The 20,528-nt window shown below is 67.6% G+C and carries 22 protein-coding genes; 12 read left to right on the forward strand and 10 right to left on the reverse strand.

Features of this window, described 5'->3' with window-relative positions; translation table 11 throughout:
* Positions 1-12: 12 nt before the first annotated feature.
* Positions 13-705 carry a DnaA regulatory inactivator Hda gene (gene hda, locus OX89_RS11620; protein ID WP_011806134.1) on the reverse strand — a complete coding sequence of 231 codons (693 nt, stop codon included), beginning with the start codon at positions 703-705 and terminating at the stop codon, positions 13-15.
* 336 nt (positions 706-1,041) lie between these two features.
* Here hda and purM point away from each other — a divergent pair, with 336 nt between their 5' ends.
* The 3 genes from purM to OX89_RS11635 all read left to right on the forward strand — a co-directional run bounded on the left by purM (position 1,042) and on the right by OX89_RS11635 (position 3,805).
* Positions 1,042-2,091 carry a phosphoribosylformylglycinamidine cyclo-ligase gene (gene purM, locus OX89_RS11625; protein WP_047350731.1) on the forward strand — a complete coding sequence of 350 codons (1,050 nt, stop codon included), beginning with the start codon at positions 1,042-1,044 and terminating at the stop codon, positions 2,089-2,091.
* A gap of 18 nt (positions 2,092-2,109) precedes the next feature.
* The gene (locus tag OX89_RS11630) at positions 2,110-3,189 is read left to right on the forward strand and encodes an AI-2E family transporter (protein ID WP_047350732.1); all 1,080 of its coding nucleotides are present in this window, start codon (positions 2,110-2,112) and stop codon (positions 3,187-3,189) included.
* 223 nt (positions 3,190-3,412) lie between these two features.
* The gene (locus tag OX89_RS11635) at positions 3,413-3,805 is read left to right on the forward strand and encodes a universal stress protein (RefSeq protein WP_011806137.1); all 393 of its coding nucleotides are present in this window, start codon (positions 3,413-3,415) and stop codon (positions 3,803-3,805) included.
* An 87-nt stretch (positions 3,806-3,892) separates the two neighbouring features.
* Here the strand turns inward: OX89_RS11635 and ppk2 are convergent, their stop codons facing one another.
* The 3 genes from ppk2 to murJ all read right to left on the reverse strand — a co-directional run bounded on the left by ppk2 (position 3,893) and on the right by murJ (position 7,342).
* On the reverse strand, positions 3,893-4,807 hold the full coding sequence (gene ppk2, locus OX89_RS11640) for a polyphosphate kinase 2 (RefSeq protein ID WP_011806138.1): 915 nt from the start codon (positions 4,805-4,807) through the stop codon (positions 3,893-3,895).
* A gap of 107 nt (positions 4,808-4,914) precedes the next feature.
* Positions 4,915-5,763: a SirB1 family protein gene (locus tag OX89_RS11645; RefSeq protein ID WP_047350733.1), complete on the reverse strand. Its 849-nt coding sequence runs from the start codon at positions 5,761-5,763 to the stop codon at positions 4,915-4,917.
* Between the two features lie 13 nt (positions 5,764-5,776).
* Positions 5,777-7,342, reverse strand: coding sequence for a murein biosynthesis integral membrane protein MurJ (murJ, locus tag OX89_RS11650; RefSeq protein ID WP_047350742.1), 1,566 nt, complete (start codon positions 7,340-7,342; stop codon positions 5,777-5,779).
* Positions 7,343-7,446: 104 nt separating this feature from the next.
* Between murJ and rpsT the strand changes: the two genes are divergently transcribed.
* Entirely contained in the window at positions 7,447-7,749 is a 303-nt protein-coding gene (gene rpsT / locus OX89_RS11655; RefSeq protein ID WP_011806141.1) for a 30S ribosomal protein S20, read from the forward strand.
* 178 nt (positions 7,750-7,927) lie between these two features.
* Here rpsT and OX89_RS11660 read toward each other — a convergent pair whose 3' ends face one another.
* Positions 7,928-8,242 carry a DUF3579 domain-containing protein gene (locus tag OX89_RS11660; protein WP_011806142.1) on the reverse strand — a complete coding sequence of 105 codons (315 nt, stop codon included), beginning with the start codon at positions 8,240-8,242 and terminating at the stop codon, positions 7,928-7,930.
* A gap of 235 nt (positions 8,243-8,477) precedes the next feature.
* On the opposite strand from OX89_RS11660, the gene OX89_RS11665 reads away from it, so the two are divergent.
* The 4 genes from OX89_RS11665 (at position 8,478) to OX89_RS11675 (ending at position 11,296) form a co-directional block, all read left to right on the forward strand.
* Entirely contained in the window at positions 8,478-9,674 is a 1,197-nt protein-coding gene (locus OX89_RS11665) for an aspartate aminotransferase family protein (protein WP_047350734.1), read from the forward strand.
* Between the two features lie 16 nt (positions 9,675-9,690).
* Entirely contained in the window at positions 9,691-10,608 is a 918-nt protein-coding gene (argF, locus tag OX89_RS11670) for an ornithine carbamoyltransferase (protein ID WP_011806144.1), read from the forward strand.
* A gap of 20 nt (positions 10,609-10,628) precedes the next feature.
* Positions 10,629-10,802: a hypothetical protein gene (locus OX89_RS18845; RefSeq protein ID WP_172734563.1), complete on the forward strand. Its 174-nt coding sequence runs from the start codon at positions 10,629-10,631 to the stop codon at positions 10,800-10,802.
* A gap of 143 nt (positions 10,803-10,945) precedes the next feature.
* Complete coding sequence (locus tag OX89_RS11675) at positions 10,946-11,296, forward strand: YkgJ family cysteine cluster protein (protein ID WP_047350735.1); 351 nt, start codon at positions 10,946-10,948, stop codon at positions 11,294-11,296.
* Positions 11,297-11,426: 130 nt separating this feature from the next.
* Here the strand turns inward: OX89_RS11675 and OX89_RS11680 are convergent, their stop codons facing one another.
* The 3 genes from OX89_RS11680 to OX89_RS11690 are packed head-to-tail and all read right to left on the reverse strand — an operon-like array spanning position 11,427 to position 13,852.
* Positions 11,427-11,624, reverse strand: coding sequence for a hypothetical protein (locus OX89_RS11680; RefSeq protein WP_011806146.1), 198 nt, complete (start codon positions 11,622-11,624; stop codon positions 11,427-11,429).
* A 24-nt stretch (positions 11,625-11,648) separates the two neighbouring features.
* Positions 11,649-13,562, reverse strand: coding sequence for a ferrous iron transport protein B (gene feoB, locus OX89_RS11685; RefSeq protein WP_047350736.1), 1,914 nt, complete (start codon positions 13,560-13,562; stop codon positions 11,649-11,651).
* The gene (locus tag OX89_RS11690) at positions 13,559-13,852 is read right to left on the reverse strand and encodes a FeoA family protein (protein WP_015913817.1); all 294 of its coding nucleotides are present in this window, start codon (positions 13,850-13,852) and stop codon (positions 13,559-13,561) included. Before OX89_RS11690 ends, feoB begins: the two co-directional genes overlap by 4 nt.
* A gap of 117 nt (positions 13,853-13,969) precedes the next feature.
* Between OX89_RS11690 and OX89_RS11695 the strand changes: the two genes are divergently transcribed.
* Positions 13,970-14,296, forward strand: a complete 327-nt coding sequence (locus OX89_RS11695; RefSeq protein WP_047350737.1) for a YkgJ family cysteine cluster protein — start codon at positions 13,970-13,972, stop codon at positions 14,294-14,296.
* 18 nt (positions 14,297-14,314) lie between these two features.
* Here OX89_RS11695 and OX89_RS11700 read toward each other — a convergent pair whose 3' ends face one another.
* Positions 14,315-14,782, reverse strand: coding sequence for an Lrp/AsnC family transcriptional regulator (locus OX89_RS11700; protein WP_015913819.1), 468 nt, complete (start codon positions 14,780-14,782; stop codon positions 14,315-14,317).
* Between the two features lie 94 nt (positions 14,783-14,876).
* Between OX89_RS11700 and kynB the strand changes: the two genes are divergently transcribed.
* The 3 genes from kynB (at position 14,877) to kynA (ending at position 17,807) form a co-directional block, all read left to right on the forward strand.
* The gene (gene kynB, locus OX89_RS11705; protein WP_369799283.1) at positions 14,877-15,548 is read left to right on the forward strand and encodes an arylformamidase; all 672 of its coding nucleotides are present in this window, start codon (positions 14,877-14,879) and stop codon (positions 15,546-15,548) included.
* A 73-nt stretch (positions 15,549-15,621) separates the two neighbouring features.
* Positions 15,622-16,935: a kynureninase gene (kynU, locus tag OX89_RS11710; protein ID WP_047350738.1), complete on the forward strand. Its 1,314-nt coding sequence runs from the start codon at positions 15,622-15,624 to the stop codon at positions 16,933-16,935.
* Between the two features lie 2 nt (positions 16,936-16,937).
* Positions 16,938-17,807 (forward strand): tryptophan 2,3-dioxygenase, encoded by an 870-nt coding sequence (kynA, locus tag OX89_RS11715; RefSeq protein ID WP_047350739.1) that lies wholly within the window; start codon positions 16,938-16,940, stop codon positions 17,805-17,807.
* A gap of 108 nt (positions 17,808-17,915) precedes the next feature.
* On the opposite strand, the gene OX89_RS11720 is transcribed toward kynA, so the two are convergent.
* On the reverse strand, positions 17,916-20,360 hold the full coding sequence (locus tag OX89_RS11720) for a penicillin acylase family protein (RefSeq protein WP_047350740.1): 2,445 nt from the start codon (positions 20,358-20,360) through the stop codon (positions 17,916-17,918).
* Between the last annotated feature and the right edge of the window lie 168 nt (positions 20,361-20,528).

The following is a 20,528-nucleotide window of genomic DNA, read 5'->3' on the forward strand; positions in this document are numbered from 1 at the left end:
GATGGCCGCGCGCTACTCGGTCTCCAGCATGGTCTTGAGCAGCGGGACGGTGACGGCGCGCTGCGTGCGCAGCGCAAAGCTGTCGAGCCGGTCCAGCAGCTGCATGAGGCTGCCCAGGTCGCGCGAAAAGCGGCCCAGCATGTAGTTCATGACCTCATCGGCCAGGAAGATGCCGCGCGCATCGGCCTGCTGGCGCAGCACGGCGCGACGCTCCTGCTCGTCCAGCAGCTGGAGCTGGAACACGTGGCCCCAGCCCAGCCGTGTGCGCAGGTCGTCGCGCAGCGGCAGGTCGGCCGGCGGCAGGTCGCCCGCGGCCAGTACCCAGCGGGGCGCTCCTTCGGTGGGGTTGATGGCGTTGACAAACCAGTTGAAAGCCGCCGCCTGCTGCGCCGTGGTGTACAGGTGCACTTCGTCGAGCAGCACCGCGCTCCAGCGCTCGTCGAAGGCCGAGGGCAGCGCGACGGAGGCGTCGAGCCAGCCCACGCTGGCGCCCTGCCCGCGCAGCGCCTCGTACGTGGCCCGCAGCAGGTGCGACTTGCCGGTGCCCGTTTCGCCCCATAGGTAGGTGGGCACGGGCGAGCGCGGCGCGGCGCCACCGGCCACCGCCAGCCGCAGGTGCTGCAGTGCCTGCGCGTTGGGGCCGGCATGGAAGTTGTCGAGCGTGGGGCCGGTCACCAGGCCAATGTCCAGGGCCAGCTGCTTCATGGCGAGCGCCACCCGCGCAAGTGCGGCGCGCCCCGGCCTCCGCGCGCAATGCGGAGCCTGGCCGGGCCGTAACGGGATGGAGTGGATGGCATGGGAGGCAAGGTAGGGGACGCGTCGCGGTTCACCGCCGCGAAACCACGGAGGCACCCGGAAAGCGGGTGGCACGCAGGGCGTGCAACCCGCGATTTTAGTGCGTCGATGGCCCAGACGACCCGAGCCCGGGCCGCGTGCGGCGCAGCCCGCCGCGCGGGGGCATTCGCGACCCGCCCGGGCGGACCCTTAAAATCCCCGCTTTCCGGCCCGCCGACCGCGGCCCTCAGCACTGACGCACATCCCATGAGTTCCTCTGTCCCCTCCACTCCCATCTCCTACAAAGACGCCGGCGTCGACATCGACGCAGGCGACGCGCTGGTCGAGCGCATCAAGCCGCTGGCCAAGAAGACCCTGCGCGAGGGGGTGATGGCGGGCATCGGCGGCTTTGGCGCGCTGTTCGAGGTGCCCAAGCGCTACCAGGAGCCGGTGCTGGTCTCGGGCACCGACGGCGTGGGCACCAAGCTCAAGCTGGCGTTCGAGTGGAACATGCACGACACCGTGGGCATCGACCTGGTGGCAATGAGCGTCAACGACGTGCTGGTACAGGGCGCCGAGCCTCTGTTCTTCCTGGACTACTTCGCCTGCGGCAAGCTGGACGTGGACACCGCCGCCGCAGTGGTGGGGGGTATCGCCCGTGGCTGTGAGCTGAGCGGCTGCGCACTGATCGGCGGCGAGACGGCCGAGATGCCCGGCATGTACCCCGACGGTGAATACGACCTGGCCGGCTTTGCCGTGGGCGCGGTCGAGAAGTCGAAGATCCTCACCGGCCAGACGGTGAAACCCGGCGACGTGGTGCTGGGCCTGGCCTCCAGCGGCGTGCATTCCAACGGTTTTTCGCTGGTGCGCAAGTGCATCGAGCGCGCCGCGGCCGCCGGCACGCTGCCCGACACGCTGGACGGCAAGCCCTTCAAGGCCGCCGTCATGGAGCCCACGCGCCTGTACGTGAAGAACGTGCTGGCCGCGCTGGCACAGCATCCGATCAAGGCCCTGGCCCACATCACCGGTGGTGGCCTGCTGGAGAACATTCCGCGGGTACTGCCCGAAGGCACGGCCGCCCACCTGAAGGCCGGCAGCTGGCCGCAGACCGAACTGTTCGCCTGGCTGCAAAAGACCGCCGGCATCGACGACATCGAGATGAACCGCACGTTCAACAACGGCATCGGGATGGTGGTGGTCGTGCCGGCGGAGGCCGCCGATGCCACGGCCGCCACGCTGCGCGCGCTGGGCGAGGCGGTGTACGCCATCGGTGCCATTGCCGAGCGTGGCGACGGCGCCGCCGTCGTCGTGGGCTGATCCAGCGCGATTGGCACGATGCCTTCGGGTCAGCCGCCGCAAGGCTCCGCCGCCACGCCTGCCGCCCTGAGGCCGCCATTCGCGCCCGCCACGCGGGGCGTGGTGATCGCCAGCTATGTGCTGATGGGGGCCGCGCTGCTGCTGGTGATGCTGCGCGGGCTGCTGCCCGGGCTGCTGTGCGTGTGCCTGGGTTTTCTGCTCACGCGTTGGCTGGCGCCACGCCTGGCGTGGCTCCCGTCGCGCACGGCGAACAGCATGGCAACCCGCGGCCAGACGGCAGCCGCCACGCTGGTCATGCTGTCTCCCTTGGTGCTGCTGGCGCTGGCGCTGTCGCATTCGCGCACCTATATCGTCGACGCCCCCCAGCAATACCGCGAACTGCTGGACTTCCTGGCCCGCACCGTGCTGGAACTGCGGCTGAAGCTGCCCACCGACATCGCGGCCCAGTTGCCCGAAGGCGCCGCCGAAATCCAGCGCACCATCGCCGCCTATCTGGCCGCCAAGGCCGGCGCCCTGGCCATGGCGGGGCGCGCCTGGCTCACGGGCCTGCTGTATGCCTATGTGGGCCTGCTGATCGGGGCACTGGCCGCCGTGCGCAGCGTGGGCGCTTCACGCGGCCCCTTGGCACAAGAGCTGGTGCTGCGCATCGCGCGTATGGGAGAGGCCTTCCGTCAGATCGTCGCGGCGCAGTTCTGGATTGCCGCCTTCAACACGCTGCTCACCGCACTGTTCCTGTTGCTGGTGCTGCCCCTGTGGGACTTGGACCTGCCCTACACCCCCGCTTTGATCACCCTGACCTTCGTGGCCGGCCTGGTGCCCATCGTGGGCAACCTGCTGTGCAACGCGGTCATCACGCTGGTGGGACTGTCGGTATCGCCCGTTGCGGCCGTGGCCTGCCTGGCCTTCCTGATCCTGATCCACAAGGCCGAGTACGTGATCAACGCCAAGGTCGTCGGGCGGCGCACCCACATGGGCGTGTGGGAGCTGCTGTCGGTGATGTTCGTGGCCGAAGCCGTCTTCGGCCCTGCGGGGCTGGTGGCGGCACCGCTGTTCTACGCCTACCTGAAGAAAGAACTGGAAGCCGCGCGGCTGGTATAGCCGTCGCGCCGCAAAAACCATAGCTGCTCGCGCTTGTCCAGAGAGCGCTGCAAGGCTTTTTCACCCCTAAACCCTCTTCCCGCGTCCGCCGCAGCGCCTGGCCCTCATCGCGCGCCCCGCACCCGGGATGACACTCGCCAACGCCTGCGATGTTGGGCTATTCTGGCGGCTGGCGCGCAGTGCGCCAGACACATCGTCATCACAGCCATAAGGGAGACTTTGCATGACCATTCTCGTCGCCTACGTTCCACGCCCCGAAGGCCGGGCCGCGCTGGACAAGGGCATCGAAATCGCCACCCGTCGCAATGAACGCCTGGTCGTCGTCAACGCCGGCCCCGGCGGGCGCCAGGAAGACCCCAGCATCGTCAACGGCTACGAGGCCGAACGTGTGGAGGAGCGCCTGGCCACGCTGCCGATCGAGGCCGAGTTCAAGCAGTTCGTGCGCGGCAAGAGCACCATCGAGGAGATCGAGGAAATGGTCGCGGCGCTGCAGGTATCCGTGCTGGTGATCGGCCTGCGCAAACGCTCGCCCGTCGGCAAGCTGCTGCTGGGCAGCATGGCGCAGGAGATTTTGCTCAACGTCGATTGCCCGGTATTGGCCGTCAAGGCCGCTTAAAGGCACGTCCGAGCGCCCCAGGGCGCTCGGCTCCCCCGGCCTCCGCTTGCCTTGGCGTGGACTGGACACCCGCCCAATCGTCAATCGTCAGTACCGCTCGGGCACGATCATGCTGCCGGGTGTGGGCTGGCGCAGGTAATCCGGGTGGCGCACGCGGTCGGGCAGCACCACCTCGGTATGCGGCACATCGGCATACGGCAGCTGCTCCAGCAAGTGGGCGATGCAGTTGAGGCGCGCTTTCTTCTTGTCCACGGCCTGCACCACCCACCAGGGGGCCTCGGGGATGTGGGTGCGCTCCAGCATCGCCTCCTTGGCCTTGGTGTATTCCTCCCAGCGCACGCGGCTCTCCAGGTCCATGGGGCTCAGTTTCCACTGCTTGAGCGGGTCGTGGATGCGCCCCAGGAACCGCAGGTGCTGCTCCTCGTCGGAAATCGAGAACCAGTACTTGATGAGCCGGATGCCTGAGCGCACGAGCATCTTCTCGAACTCCGGCACGCTGCGGAAGAACTCCTCGTACTCCTCCTCCGTGCAAAAACCCATCACTTTCTCGACGCCCGCGCGGTTGTACCAACTGCGGTCAAAGAGCACGATCTCGCCTGCCGCAGGCAGGTGCGCCACATAGCGCTGGAAGTACCACTGCGTGCGCTCGCGGTCATTGGGCGCAGGTAGCGCCGCCACGCGCACCACGCGCGGGTTCAACCGCTGCGTAATGCGCTTGATCACCCCGCCCTTGCCGGCGGCATCGCGCCCCTCGAAGATCACCACCACCTTCTGCCTTGAGTGCTGCACCCAGTCCTGCAGCTTGACCAGCTCGCCCTGCAGGCGGAACAGCTCCCGGAAATACTGCTGGCGTGCCAGCCGGTCCACGGGCGCCTGCAGGCCGTGCTCATCGAAGGCGCGGTCCTCGATCTCCAGCTCCAACTCCTCGTCATAGCCGTCGGCCAGATCGTCGGCGATGCGTTCCATGAGTTCGTGGGAATTGATCTCGGATATATGCGGCATGACTGGTACCTTCTCAGCAGGCAGAAGATGGTGACAACTCTTCGTGTCCAGCACATGACATGGTGCGCTTTTGCCATGTTTTTGTCACATGGCACGCTTGGCCTGGATCAGAAACGGCGCAGTTCTTTCACGCGCTGTGCGATCGCAGGGGCATCTTCGGCACCCGCAGCGTGGGCCAGATAGGTCTCCAGGTTCTCCAGCGCTTGCAGGGATGCGCCGCTCTCCGCATACGCCAGGCCGCGGTCGCGCCACTCGCTCCAGGCATCGGGCAGCAACACGATGAGCCGGTCCTGCACCGCCACCAGGCGACTCCAGTCCTGGCGCGCGCGGTGGATTTCCTTCAGATTGCGCAGCATGCGCGCAAGAATGTCCCGCTCCGTGGCGGCCTGCAGATACAGGCCCAGCGGAGCTTCGTCCTCCAGCGGTCCGTGTCCGCGGCGAAAAGGTTCCAGCCGCTCGCCCAGCGCTTCGCGCGAGAGGGAAAGCCCCGTCATCGGGTCCATCACGACCTGGCCCGTGGGCATGAGCACCTTGACCAGGAAATGCCCGGGAAAGGCCACCCCGTGCGCACGCAGGCCCACGCCCTGCGCCAGCTCCAGCCACAGCACCGCCAGCGAGATGGGAATGCCGCGCCGCTTCTCCAGCACGACGTGCAAATAGCTGTTACCCGGCGCGTAGTAGTCGTTGAGATTGCCCGCAAAGCCCAGTTCGCCAAAGAAAAACTGGTTGAGCAGATTGAGCCGCAGCAGCGGTTCGGCATCCTGCGCAATGCGCCGCTGCAGCCGCGCCTGCAGGCGGTCCATCTCGTCCAGGAACTGCTGCACATCCAGGCGCGGATACTCGTCCTGCGCGATGCAGGCCGCCGACTCCAGCAACGCGATGGCGCCGCCCTGCGGCACCTGGACCAGCGACGCGAAATACTCCAGCGGCGTGGGAACGGAATAGCTCAACGCCATGCGCCCTCTCCCTTCAGCGGCGCAACAGCTGGCGCAGCTTGAGCCCGCAGGCCCACAGCGCGCCAAAGTACAGCGCGGCCGATGCGGCGAGCAGCAGCGCCAGCAGTCCCGCACGCTGCAAGCTGTGCGCCCGCAGCGCCAGCCAGTCGAAGTGGTGGGAGGCCCAGAGCAGGAACACGGCCAGCAGCGCACTGGCGGCAATCACCTGCAGCGCAAACCGGCCCCAGCCTTCGCGCGGGCGAAAGCTTCCCCGCCGCAGCAGCCCCGTGAGCAGCCACAGGGCGTTGATGAGCGCACCCAGGCCAATCGACAGCGCCAGCCCAGCATGCGCCAGCAGGGGCACCAGCGCGGCATTCATGATCTGCGTGGCCACCAGCACCACGATGGCGATGCGCACGGGCGTGCGGATATCCTGGCTGGCGTAGTAACCCGGCGCCAGCACCTTGATGGCCACCAGGCCCAGCAACCCCGCTCCATAGCCTGCCAGCGCCACGGAGATCTGCCGCACGTCGCCGTCGTTCAGCGCACCATGGTGGAACAGCGTGGCCACCAGCGGCGTTGCGAAGGTCAGCAGTCCCACGGCGCAGGGTACGGCCAGCAGCACCACGATGCGCAGCCCCCAGTCCAACATGGCCGAGTAGCGTTCACCATCCCCCGCAGCCTTGGCGGCCGACAACTGCGGCGTGAGCACCACGCCCAGCGCCACGCCCAGCAGGGCCGTGGGAAATTCCATGAGGCGGTCGGCATAAAACAGCCATGTCACGCTGCCCGGTGTGAGATAGGACGCGATCTGCGTGTTGATCATCAGCGAGATCTGCGCCACCCCCACGCCCAGCAACGCCGGCGCCATCAGGGTAAGAATGCGGCGCACGCCTGGGTCCTGCCAGGCACTGCGTACCCTGCCCCAGGTCATGCCGATGCGGGGCAGCAGCCCCAGGCGGCGCAATGCGGGCAGTTGCACCGCCAGTTGCAGCACCCCGCCGCCCATCACCCCGCCCACCATGGCGTAGATGGGCTCTATGCCCCGCGCCGCCAGTTGTGGCGCGCCCAGCCAAGCGGCCGCGATCATGCACAGGTTCAGCAGCACGGGTGTGGCGGCCGGCACGCCAAAGCGCTTCCAGGTGTTGAGCACGCCCGCCGAAAGGGCCACCAGCGACATGAATCCAATGTAGGGGAACATCCAGCGCGTCATGAACACGGCGGCGTCGAACCCCTCCGGACTCTGGCGCAACCCGCTGGCCAGCGCCCACACGAGCAGCGGCGCTCCTACCACCCCCAGCACGCAGGTCAGTAGCAGCGCCCAGAACAGCGCCGTGGCCACGGCGTTCACGAGTGCATGGGTGTCCTCATCGCCATGCTGCGCCTTGTGCGCGGCCAGGACGGGCACGAAGGCCTGGCTGAACGCCCCTTCGGCGAACAAGCGGCGAAACAGGTTGGGAATGCGAAAAGCGACGTTGAAAGCGTCTGTCAGAACGTTGGCGCCGAACATCGAGGCCATGAGCAGATCACGCACCAGGCCCGTCACGCGGGAGGCCAGGGTCAACAGCGATACGGTGGAAGCGGCTTTGAACAGGGACACCAGCGCAAGTGTATGCGTTTGGCGTCGCGCCACGCCCGAAATGGCGGCTGCGCTATAATGGCCGGCTTTGCTGACAACATCCTCAGACACAAGGAACACATACCATGGCATCTGGAAAGCCAAAGAAAAAGAACCCCCGCCTGGCATCGGGCCGCAAGCGCGCCCGCCAAGGCCTCAAGCTGAACGCAGCCAACACCTCGCTGCGCTCCAAGTACCGCACCGCCGTCAAGAACGTCGAGAAGGCTGTTCTGGCCGGTGACAAGACCAAGGCAACCGAGTTGTTCGCCAAGGCCCAGTCCGTGCTGGACACCATCGCCGACAAGGGCATCTTCCACAAGAACAAGGCAGCTCGCGACAAGAGCCGCCTGTCCGCCAAGGTGAAAGCCTTGGCTCTGGCAGCCGCCTAAATTCACCGCCTGCCCCGCGCAGGCCAACAGCCCGGGTGGCTCGCCACCCGCCGTTTGTAACGGGTGCGCTGTCAGCAAAGCAGAGAAACCGCCTCCAGGCGGTTTTTTTGTGCCCGGCGCTGCTCGGCACAGCACCTCGGGGGCACACACGCCCACCCAAAAGAAAAGGCCTGTGTTGTCAGGCCTTGGGATCGGGGAGCAGGCAGGCTTCGACGACCTGCAAGTTGTTGTCTCTGGCAAAGTTGAGCACGAAGTCCCACGCCATGGGCTCGTGCGCCTGCAGGTCGCGGTGGACCACCACGCACTTCACTCCGTTCATGCTGGTAGGAATGCACCAGGGGGAGTAGTTCAGGTGGCTGCCAGGCACGGCACCGCCGGGGCGGAACTGGCTCATGACCCCCGCCAGGCGCTCGGCCCAGTCGCTGGGCCGAAAGGTCCTCCCTTCGAGGGTAATGCCTTGGATGAAGACTTCTTTGGAGGAGGGAGCAACCATCGGGTTCGGGTCGTGTAAGGGGCGCCGACCTTGTGCGTCGGCGTGGCACGGATTCTAACTCTTATATAAGAGCTACCCTCCAATGCCCCGGTGCCGCCTGCCAGCATTGAGCGCAAGCGCAGCGCATGACTGTGATGCGCAATCTTCAATGGTGCGCGCGGGGGCAGCCCCTAGAATCGCAATTCCCTTTTTTTGGGCTGTTCCCCGTTTCCCTCTCTTGTCAGGAGATGTCCGCATGACCGCATTTGTCGAGGCTGCCTCGCCCCACGTGATGAACACCTATGGCCGCGTACCCATCGCGCTGGAGCGAGGCCAGGGCGTGCGTGTGTGGGACGTGAACGGCAAGCAGTACCTCGACGGACTGGGCGGCATCGCCGTGAATACGCTGGGCCACAACCATCCCAAGCTGGTGCCGGCGCTGCAGGACCAGATCGCCAAGCTGATCCACACCTCCAACTACTACCATGTGCCAGGACAGGAAAAGCTGGCCCAGCTGCTGACCGAGCGCGCGCACATGACCAATGTGTTCTTCTGCAGCACCGGCCTGGAGGCCAACGAGGCTGCCATCAAGATCGCGCGCAAGTACGGCGTGGACAAGGGCATCGAAAAACCCGTGATCGTGGTCTACGACCATGCCTTCCACGGGCGCTCCATCGCCACCATGACCGCCACCGGCAACCCCAAGGTGCGCAACGGCTTCGGCCCGCTGCTGGAGGGCTTCCTGCGCGTGGCGCCCAATGACATCGAGGCGCTGCAGGAGGCCACCGAAGGCAACGCCAACATCGTCGCCGTGATGATGGAGCCCATCCAGGGCGAAGGCGGCCTGCATCCCATGCGCGCGGACTACCTGCAGCAGGTGCGCGCGCTGTGCGACGCCAACGGCTGGCTGCTGATGCTTGACGAGGTGCAGGCCGGCATGGGCCGCACCGGCAAGTGGTTTGCCCACCAGTGGGCCGGCATTGTCCCGGACGTGATGTCGCTGGCCAAGGGCCTGGGCTCGGGCGTTCCCGTGGGCGCAGTGCTGGCGCACGGCGCCGCCGCGCAGGTGCTCAAGCCGGGCAACCACGGCTCCACCTTCGGCGGCAACCCGCTCGCCATGCGCGCGGGCGTGGAAACCATCCGCATCATGGAAGAAGACGGCCTGCTGCAGAACGCCGCGGACGTGGGCGCCCACCTGAAGGCCGAGTTGCAGCGCGCACTGGGTGAGACCGCTGGCGTGAACGAAGTCCGCGGCCAGGGCCTGATCATCGGGATGGAGCTGGACCGCCCCTGCGGCGTGCTGATCGATCGCGCGGCCGAGGCCGGCCTGCTGCTGTCGGTGACCGCCGAGCGCGTGATCCGCCTGGTGCCCGCGCTCACCCTCACGCGCGCAGAGGCCGACGAGATCGTCGCCCTGCTCACACCCCTGGTGCAGACCTTCCTGTCTGAATGAAGAAGATCGACCGCGTATGAAGCACTACCTGCAATTCACCGACTTCACCGCCGACGAATACAACTACCTGTTCTCGCGCGCCGCCATCATCAAGGGCAAGTTCAAGAGCTACGAGAAGTACCACCCGCTAGCCGACCGCACCCTGGCCATGATCTTCGAGAAGGCCAGCACCCGCACGCGTGTGAGCTTCGAGGCCGGCATGTACCAGCTGGGCGGCAGCGTGGTGCACCTGACCACGGGCGACAGTCAGTTGGGTCGCGCCGAGCCCATCGAGGACAGCGCGCGCGTGATCAGCCGCATGACCGACCTGGTGATGATCCGCACCTTCGGCCACGACAAGATCGAGCGCTTCGCCGAATACTCGCGCGTGCCCGTCATCAACGGCCTGACCAACGAGTTCCATCCTTGCCAGATCATGGCGGACCTGTTCACCTACATCGAGCACCGCGGCTCGATCGCGGGCAAGGTCGTCGCCTGGGTGGGCGACGGCAACAACATGGCCAACACCTGGCTGCAGGCGGCCGATCTGCTGGGCTTCACCGTGCACGTGAGCACCCCCGGCGGCTACGAGGTGGACGAAAAGCTCGCCTTCGGCGGCAAGCCCCACCGCGCGGGCTGCTACAAGGTCTTTGCCGATCCCATGGATGCGTGCCGCGGCGCCGACCTGGTGACCACCGACGTGTGGACCAGCATGGGCTACGAGGCCGAGAACGAAGCGCGCCGCAAGGCCTTTGCCGACTGGTGCGTGGACGCCGAGATGATGGCCGTGGCCAAGCCCGACGCGCTGTTCATGCACTGCCTGCCCGCGCACCGCGGCGAGGAGGTGATGGCCGACGTGATCGACGGCCCCCAGTCCGTCGTCTGGGACGAGGCGGAAAACAGGATGCACGTGCAGAAGGCACTCATGGAGTACCTGCTGCTCGGTCGCGTCTAAACCCATCCCGCATCCCACCCATGGCCCTGGCGCAACTCCACCCCACGCGCCCGGGTCATCCACCCTGCCCCGCCCGCCAGCGCCCGCTGGCGCCTGAACTGCACGCGGCCGCCCGGCGCATGGCGGCACGCGTGCATGCGCTGCAGGTGCGCATTCATACCTTCTACCTGAAGTTCCTCCAGGGCCACACCTAGCGGCCCGGTTCTGCGCGGCAGGCGCCCCAGCGCATGCCCGCCCTCCCATCGCTCCCCCTGATCGCCCGCGATCCCCGGTGCCGGCTGCGCGTCGCACCTGGGATGGGGCCCGTTGCCGATGCACCAGAACCCGAGGAACCTGCATGTCCGTCCCCGTCCACCCCTGCCTGCACTGCGGTGCATGCTGCCAGAACTACCGCGTGGAGTTCTCCGTCTATGAACTGCAGTCCATGGGCGGGCGCGTGCCCGACGCCATGGCCCATGAGGCCGGAGGCAACCGCTACCGCATGAACGGCACCGAGCGCCACCCCGTGCGCTGCGTGGCACTGGCCGACCTGGGCAACGGCTGCATCGGCTGCGGCATCTACGACCAGCGTCCCCAGCCGTGCCGCGACTTTCCGTTCGCCTCCTACGGTTGCCACGACACGCGCGCCAAGCTGGGCCTGCCGCCGTTGACGGAGGGCGACACGCAGGAGTGGCAGCAGGCCGCTTGAAGTGGTTCTTCAAAAAGAAGAGCTGCTGGCGCTTGCCAGGCAATGATTTCAGATACTTTTGATACAGAAACCTTTGCCTGGCAAGCGCCAGCAGCTATGCTTTTAGGCCCGCGACCGGGCTATAGCGGCTTCAGGGCTTGCGTGCCGGCGCGCAGCGGTCTCCGGCGCAGGCATTGCAGCCCCCGCAACTGCTGCCGGTCTTGGCCATGGGCGCCAGTGCCGGGTGCACGCGCGCGGCGCGGGCGCGCCAGCGCTGTGGCAGCCAGCGCCACAGCAGCGCCAGGGCGGCCACGGCCACGATCACGGCGGTGAGAATGTCTTGCCACATGGTTCTGCTCCTTGGTGACTGTTTTCAACCACCGCCCAGCGCCAGGGCCACGCGGTAGGTGATGAAGCTGGCCGCATAGGCCAGTGCGAAGAGATAGCCCGTCATGACAAGCGGCCAGCGCCAGCCGTTGGTCTCGCGGCGCACGGCGGCGATGGTGGAGACGCACTGCGGCGCGAAGATGAACCACACCAGCAGCGACAGCGCCGTGGCCAGCGACCATTGCGCCGCCAGCATGGGTGCGAGCTGCGCGGCCGTGTCGTCGGCCGAAGCGGCAATCGCGTACACCGTGCCCAGGGCGCTCACCGCCACCTCGCGCGCGGCCATGCCGGGCACCAGGGCGATGCTGATCTGCCAATTGAAGCCGATGGGCGCAAAGATCACCTCCAGCGCGGCGCCGATGCGCCCGGCGAAGCTGTATTCGATGGCCGGCCCCGTGGCGTCGGCCGGCGGCGCGGGGTACGACGACAGGAACCACAGCAGGATGGTGACCAGCAGGATGATGCCGCCCACGCGGCGCAGGAAGATGCCCGCGCGCTCCCACAGCCCCAGCGCCAGGTTGCGCACGCTGGGCCAGCGGTAGGCGGGCAGCTCCATCAGCAGCGGCGTGGCGCCGTCGCCGCGCCGCGCCAGCCGCGCAACGGCCGCCACGGCCATGGCGCTCATGATGCCGCCCAGGTACAGCGCGAACAACACCAGCCCCTGCAGGTTGAACAGCCCCGCCACCGTGCGATCGGGGATGAAGGCCGCGATGAGCAGCGCGTACACCGGCAGGCGGGCCGAACAGGTCATCAGCGGCGCGATGAGGATGGTGACGAGCCGGTCGCGCCAGTCCGGAATGGAGCGCGTGGCCATGATGCCCGGCACCGCGCAGGCGAAGCTGGACAGCAGCGGAATGAACGAGCGTCCCGACAAGCCGACGGTGCCCATCACGCGGTCCAGCAGGAAGGCCGCGCGCGGCAGGTAGCCGGATTCCTCCAGCGCCAGGATGAAGAAGAACAGGATCAGGATCTGCGGCAGGAACACCAGCACCCCGCCTGCGCCGGCGATCACGCCGTCGGCCAGCAGGCTGCGCAGCGGCCCCTCGGCCATGTGGGCGTTCAGCCATTCGGCCACGGCGGCCGTGGCGCCTTCGATCCAGCCCATGGGCACCTCTGCCCAACTGAACACGGCCTGGAACATCAGGAACAGCGTCACTGCCAGCAGCAGCATGCCCCACAGCGGGTGCAGCACCACGGCGTCGATGCGGTCGTCGCGCTGCAGGCGCAGCGCGGGCTCGCGCACGGCCAGCCCCATGATGCGGCGCACTTCCTGGTGCAATTGCTGCACGCGCTGCGGGCGGTCTTCCTCCAGCGCATTGACGGGCGGTGGCGCCTGCGTGCCCACGGCGGCGCCGCGGGCGGCCTGCGGGGTGGCCTGCGGGGTGGCCGTGTCCAGCCACTGCAGCAGCTCGCGCGCCCCGTCGGCGCGCACGCCCACGGTGGTCACCACGGGCAGGCCCAGTTCGCGCGCCAGGACTTCGCGGTCGATCTGGATGCCCTGCTGCTGCGCCATATCACTCATGTTCAGCACCAGCACCATGGGCAGGCCCAGGTCGCGCGCCTCCAGCACCAGGCGCAGGTTCAGGCGCAGGTGCGTGGCATCGGTCACGCAGACCAGCAGCTCGGGCATGGCCTCTCCTGGGCGGCGGCCGGTGACCACATCGCGGGTGACGGCCTCGTCCAGGCTCTGCGCGTGCAGGCTATAGGCGCCGGGCAGGTCTAGCACGCGCACGCGCCGGCCGCTGGCGGTGGTGAACAGGCCTTCCTTGCGCTCCACGGTGACGCCCGCGTAGTTGGCCACCTTCTGGCGTGCGCCGGTCAGCACGTTGAACAGCGCCGTCTTGCCGCAGTTGGGGTTGCCCAGCAGCGCGATGTGCAGGGGAGATGCCGCCGTGCTCATGCCGCGGCCTCCAGCGCATCCACGCGCACCTGCACCAGGGCCGCCTCATGGCGGCGCAGGGCAAAAGTGGCCTGGCCCACGCGAACGGCCAGGGGGTCGGCCGCGGGAAAGCCCCGGGCAATCACGCGCACGGGCTCGCCGGGCAGGAAACCAATCTCCATCAAGCGCAGCACCATGGCCTGCGACCGGCCATCCTGCGCCGGCAGCAGCCCGGCAACCGTGGCCGGCACGCCATGCGGCAAGGTGTCCAGCCCCCGCGGCTGCGCGGCGTCATTCCCCGTGTGAAGCATGTTGTATTGCAGTCAATGAATAAAAGTAATTCTCATTCTAATGGAACTGCACGCTGCAGGATTGATGCACATCAGGACCTGTGGCGCGTCACAATGGCACCCCCTGCGACGTACGCCATGACCACTCTTCACCCCTGCCTGACCTGTGGCGCCTGCTGCGCCAGCTTTCGCGTGGACTTCTCGGTACATGAGACGGAGGAGCTGGGCGGCTGCGTTCCCGATGGGCTGGTGGTGCCGGTCACGGACCACACCGCGCGCATGCGCGGCACGGACCATGCGCAGCCGCGCTGCGCGGCCCTCACGGGCCAAGTGGGCCTGCGCGCGGCCTGCGGCATCTACGAGTGGCGCCCCTCGCCCTGCCGCGAATTCGAAGCCGGCAGCGCTGCCTGCAACCGCGCGCGCCAGCGCCACCATCTGCCGGCACTGGACGGGCTGGTGCTCTGAACGCCGCAGGACCCGCTTTCACACGGGCAATCCGCCGATGCGCCCCTTGAACTCCTGCAGCGAAAAATAAGTCTGTACCTGGCGCACGCCCGGCAGGCGGTGCAGGCGCCGCTGCAGCAGTTCGGAATACGCGTCCAGGTCGGTCGTCACGACCACCAGCAGGAAGTCCGCGGGGCCCGAGATGCCGTGGAACAGCACCACTTCGGGAATGGCGCACACCGCCTCCTCGAACGCCACGGACAGCGCCTCCGTCTGGTGGTCGATGCCCACCATCACGAAAGCCATCACACCCAGCCCCACCGCACGCCGGTCCAGCTGCGCGTGGTAGCCGCGCACTACCCCGGCGTCCTCCAGCCGCTTCACGCGCCGCCAGCAGGGCGACTGCGACAGGTGCGCCATTTCGGCCAGTTCGCCGGAGGTCAGGCGGGCGTTGTCCTGCAGCGCGCGCAGCAGCTGGCGGTCGGTACGATCGATCTCGGCTTGCATGATTTAACCCAAAAATGTCTCTGTGAGAATGGATTATCCAAATGAGTCACCCATCAGGGATAAACCATTTACCCACCCCTCCGGCGCGCATAGCATGCGCGGCATGACCGCCACCTCCACGCCATCGCCCGCGCTGTGGGACATCTCTGCCCCCGTGCATGCGGGTAGCCCGGTGTTCCCGGGCGATACACCCTACCAGCAGCAGTGGAGCGCCACACTGGGCCCCGGCTGCCCGGTGAACGTGAGCGCACTCACGCTCTCGCCTCACGTGGGCACGCATGCTGACGCGCCCCTGCACTACGCAGCGGACGGCGCAGCCATCGGCGCCCTGCCGCTGGAAGCCTTCATCGGCCCCTGCCGCGTGGTGCATGCGCTGGACTGCGGGCCGCTCATCGAATGGACCCACATTGCCCATGCGATGACGGGCACTTTGCCGCCGCGGGTGCTGGTGCGCACCTACGCCCGCATGCCCGTGGACCGCTGGGACGCGGGCCTCACGGCCTACGCGCCCGACACCATCGAGCGCCTGGCCGACGCCGGCGTAGTGCTCGTAGGCATCGACACCGCCAGCATCGACCCCGCCGACAGCAAGCCGCTGCCCAGCCACCAGGTGATCCGCCGGCGTGGCCTGCGCGTGCTGGAGAACCTGGTGCTGGACGATGTGCCCGAGGGCGACTACGAACTCATCGCGCTGCCGCTCAAGCTCACCACGGCCGACGCATCGCCCGTGCGCGCCGTGCTGCGTGCGCTGCCGCCGCGCGTATGAACATTAAGCCGTTTTAGCCTCTAACGCTCATGCAGTAAGCGCTAACAGCTACTTTATTAATAGCAAAAACTACATGACTACCTTGCAAGAGTGCCGCACACGCGATGCGCAGGACCCGCTGCGCAGCCTGCGCGACCATTTCAGCCTGCCCGAGGGCGTGATCTACCTGGACGGCAATTCCCTGGGCGCCCTGCCCCGCGCCACGCCGGCGCGCGTGGCCCAAGTAGTGCAGCAGGAATGGGGACAGGACCTCATCACCTCGTGGAACAAGGCCGGCTGGGTCAGCCTGCCGCAGCGCCTGGGCAACCAGTTCGCCCCCTGGATCGGCGCGGGGCCGGACCAGGTGGTGTTCACCGACACCACCTCGGTCAACCTGTACAAGGTGCTGTCGGCTGCCGCGCGCGTGGCCCGCGCGGACCATCCCGGTCGCACCCAGCTCGTCAGCGAGCGCAGCAACTTCCCCACCGACCTGTACATCGCCCAGTCCGTGTGCCAGGAGTACGGACTGGAGTTGGTGCTGGTGGAGCCCGAGGAAATCGCCACGCGGCTGACGCCCCAGGTCGCCGTCCTGCTGCTCACCCACGTGAACTACCGCACCGGCGCCATGCACGACATGGCCGCCGTGACCGCGCAGGCGCACGCCCACGGCATTCTGTGCGTCTGGGACCTGTGCCACAGCGCGGGCGCCGTGCCCGTGCACCTGCTGGACGCGAACGCCGACTATGCGGTGGGCTGCAGCTACAAGTACCTCAACGGCGGCCCTGGCGCGCCCGCCTTCGTGTGGGTGCACCCGCGCCTGGCGGACCGCCCGGATGCGACATTTGCGCAGCCGCTGTCGGGCTGGTTCGGCCATGCCGCACCCTTCGCCTTCACGCCCGACTACCAGCCCGCACCGGGTATCGCACGCTACCTCTGCGGCACGCAGCCCATCGTGAGCCTGTCGGCCCTGCAGTGCGGGCTGGACATCTTTACCGCCGCCGAGCCTCTGGGCGGCATGGCGGCGCTGCGCGCCAAGTCGCTCGCACTGACCAATCTATTCATCGCGCTGGTCGAGGAGCACTGCGCCGACCACGGCCTGGGACTGGCGACGCCGCGCGATCATGCGGCGCGCGGCTCGCAGGTGTGCCTGACACGTGGCGAGGGCCTGGGCGTTCAGGGCGTCGGCAGCGGGGCCTACGCCATCGTGCAGGCCCTGATCGCGCGCGGCGTGGTCGGCGACTTCCGCAAGGGCGACGGCGGCAAGCACCTGGACATCCTGCGCTTTGGCTTCACGCCGCTGTATGTCGGATTTGAAGACGTGTGGAATGCCGTGCAGCACCTGCGCCAGGTGCTGGAATCCGGCGAATGGCGCAAGCCCGAGTTCAACCACCTCAACGCCGTGACCTGACCATGACCTGCCCCCACCACCCCAGCGCATCCTCCGGCGCCACCGAAGCCATCGTGCGCCAGGAGGGCGCACAGCTCGACTTCAGCCACAACATGAGCTATGGCGACTACCTGCAGCTGGACAGCGTGCTGGGCGCGCAAAAGCCCCTCTCGCCCGCGCACGACGAGATGCTGTTCATCGTGCAGCACCAGACCAGCGAGCTGTGGATGAAGCTCATGCTGCATGAGCTGCACGCGGCCATCGCCCATATCGCGCGTGACGAGTTGCCACCCGCTTTCAAGATGCTGGCGCGCGTGTCCAAGATCCTCGAGCAGTTGGTGCACGCCTGGGATGTGCTGGCCACCATGACGCCGCCCGAGTACACCGCCATGCGCCCGTACCTGGGCCAGTCCAGCGGTTTCCAGAGCTACCAGTACCGGGGCATCGAGTTCGCCATGGGCAACAAGAACCGCGCCATGCTGCAGCCCCATGCCCACCACCCCGAGCGCCTGGCCCAGGTACAGGCGGCCTACGAGGCGCCCTCGCTCTACGACGAAGCACTGCGCCTGCTGGCGCGCCGCGCCCTGCCCGTGCCGGCCAGCCATACCGAGCGCGACTGGCGCCAGCCCTACGAGGCCAGCGAAGCCGTGGAGCAGGCCTGGTTGACCGTGTACCGCGATCCACAAAGGTATTGGGACCTGTACCAGCTGGGCGAGGAGCTCACCGACTTGGAAGATGCCTTCCGCCTCTGGCGCTTTCGCCACGTGACCACGGTGGAACGCGTAATCGGGTTCAAGCGTGGCACCGGCGGCACCGGCGGCGTGAGCTACCTGCGCAAGATGCTGGACGTGGTGCTGTTCCCCGAGATCTGGCGGCTGCGCACCGCGCTGTGAACTGCCGCCTCCCCGGCGCTCCATGAACAAAGGCCCCGCATGGCGGGGCCTTTGCACGGAGGGTCGTCCCGGCCGGTGCGCATGGCACCGGCGCGCCGTTGCGCGCCGTTACTTGGCGCTGGCGGAGACGGTGGTCGTCCGGTAGTCCGGGTGGCCCGTGATCTCGGACTCCGAGAACGGCATGCGCACCCACTGCTTGGCGCTGTAGGCCTTGGTGTAGTCGCCAAAATGCGGCGACGCCGGGTCGTCGGACAGCGAGAACGTCAGGAAGGTATGGGCCTGCACGCCGCTGGAGGGGAAGCTCACCACCTGCACGTATGAGTTGCCATGCGGCTGCCCGTCCATGCTGTAGCCGCCCGCCGTGATGTCGTTCTCGGAACAGGTGATGGTGAAGTAGCCCACGCCGCCGCAGCCGCCGTACAGCGGCAATTTGGCACCGCCCTTCGTGGCAAACAGCACTTCGCCGCGCGGTGCATCCAGCGCGAACCCGCTCTGCCCCACGCGGCTGATGGCCGTGGCCATGGCCTGGCGCAGCGCGGTGACGGCCGCCACGTTGATCCCGCGCGGGGTATTCAGCGGGTCGGCCGCGTCAAAGGGCACCGAGTACAGCCCGGTGGTGGGCACGCGGGTCCAGAACTCGTCCCACAAATGGGAGCCCCGGGACTCCTTGTTCCCGCGGTTGTCCCACGCACGCAGCGTGGCGCAGGCCTGCGTGGCGTCCACCGTGGCACCGTTCACCATCCATTGCGAGGGCGTGCAGATCAGCGTCAGGATCTCGTCCTTGAACCGCTCGGCCGAGAACACGCGGCTGTTCAGCACCATGTCGCGCACGATGGCGGCGCTGGCCTTGTTGCCGCTGTAGCCGTCGGTGCCGGCCAGCCGCTCCAGGGCCATGGTGTGGCCCAGGCGCGTGCGCAACGTCAACGCCGCCGTGCCCGCGGGACCGAAGATGGCCGGGTATCCCGTGAGCGGGGCATTCGCGTTGGACAGCCAGCAGCTGTCGTTCATGTTGCCCACATAGTCCTCGCGCAACAGGCTGGGCATGCGCGACGGGCCGATGGCGCCCTTTTGCTTGGAGTCCGCATCGGTCTGCCAGTCGCAGGCGCTGCGCGAGCCGTCGAAGAACGGCACGTTGGGCAGCGCCGCACCCACGGCCGCGCCGAACGGCGTGGTGCACGCGGCCACCTGCTCGGGCGACACGTTGGGCACCGCGCCGATGTCCGCGTACCAGACCCGCGCGCTGCCACGCCCCACGGCCACCGTGTTGACCCATGGAATCGCGGACTCTTCCTTCTGGATGGCCATGAACTCTTCCAGCGAACGTGCCTGGTTCCAGCGCATCCAGTTGCGGAAGGTGCGGAAGTTCTCACCGTTGATGTCACGGATGGCGAAGGCCGTACTCTGGCTCCAGGCCAGAGCGGGGTTGAGCCCCGCCAGGTTGACCAACGGCCCGTACTCGGAGGTGTACAGCGTGCGCGTCACATCGCTCAGCGTGCCGTCGGCATTGCGGCTGGACACAGTGATGCTGCGCGGCGCCATCTTGACCGGCTGGCCGTCACGCAGGTAGGTGGTGGGGTCGCCCGACTGCAGCTGCAGCTGGAAGAAGCCGAAGCGCCGAGCCGTGGAGACCGTGTGGCTCCAGGCCACGTTGTCGTTGAAGCCGATCAGCACCAGCGGCACGCCCAGGAATCCGACGCCGCTGACGTTCACCTGATTGGCGATCGTGACCTGGGCCTGATAGAACCGGTCCGGCCCCTTCCAGTACCAGTGGGGGTTGCCGAACATCACGCCGCTGGACTCGCCCGTGGCCGCCGGCGCAAAGCCATACATGTTGCTGCCGATGCCCGCGTCACCGCCCACCTGCAGGGCGGGAGGTGTGGTCAGGCGCTGGTCCAGGGACGGCGGGGTCTGCGCGTCTTGCGCCGCGCCGGCCTTGGCTGCGGCAGGGGCGACGGCATTGGCGATGGCCTCCACGAAATTGCTGTAGCCCCCCGCCAGGTTGGCCGCGTACATGCGGCGCCAGACGTCCTCCTGCGTGATGGGCTGCACCCATGCCTCGCTGCGGCAGGCCGCGTGGGCCGTCCCTTTCTTGGCAACGTCCACGTACTGGTTGTAGCCGGCCACGAAGCCCTCGACCATCTGCCGCAGATTCTCGGGCTGCGCCGCGGCCATCTTCTGCACCACGTCGGCGGAGATCACATGGCGGTGGAAGAAGTCCGAGTCGATGTTGCGCGGGCGTCCGATGGTGCTGTTGTAGACCAGCTGTGCGCTGCCGCCAAAGTAGCGCGAGCGCTCGCCCCGGTAGGTCAGGAAGGCATCCGCCAGCGTGCACAGGTTGTCCTGCGCCTGGACATACCCCATACCGAAGCCCCCGCCGGCCCAGTTGGAGGCCTTGATGTGCGGCACGCCCATCGCGGTGCGGCGGATCTCCGCCTGGTACGCCAGCGGCGCGTCATCCGCATCGTCGTTGCCCCCGCAGCCGGCCAGCAGGGCCAGGACCGCCGTCGCCAACAGCGCGCGTGGCGCCGCAGCACGAGTCACTCTCTCTTGCATGCGTTGTCTCCTTTGTTGTGGTGCACCCCTGCCGGTCCCCCGGCCCGGGCCAACGCAGGATAGACGCAACGCAGCGGAATGCCTAGCACCCGGCTGCGCGCGAGCGACACGCCCCGCGGTGCCTTGTATCTTTAAACCAGACCAGCGCGGTAGAGTCTGAACGCCGTT

Source organism: Diaphorobacter sp. J5-51, from assembly GCF_001023515.1.
In the GTDB taxonomy this organism is placed as follows: Bacteria; Pseudomonadota; Gammaproteobacteria; order Burkholderiales; family Burkholderiaceae_C; genus Diaphorobacter; species Diaphorobacter nitroreducens.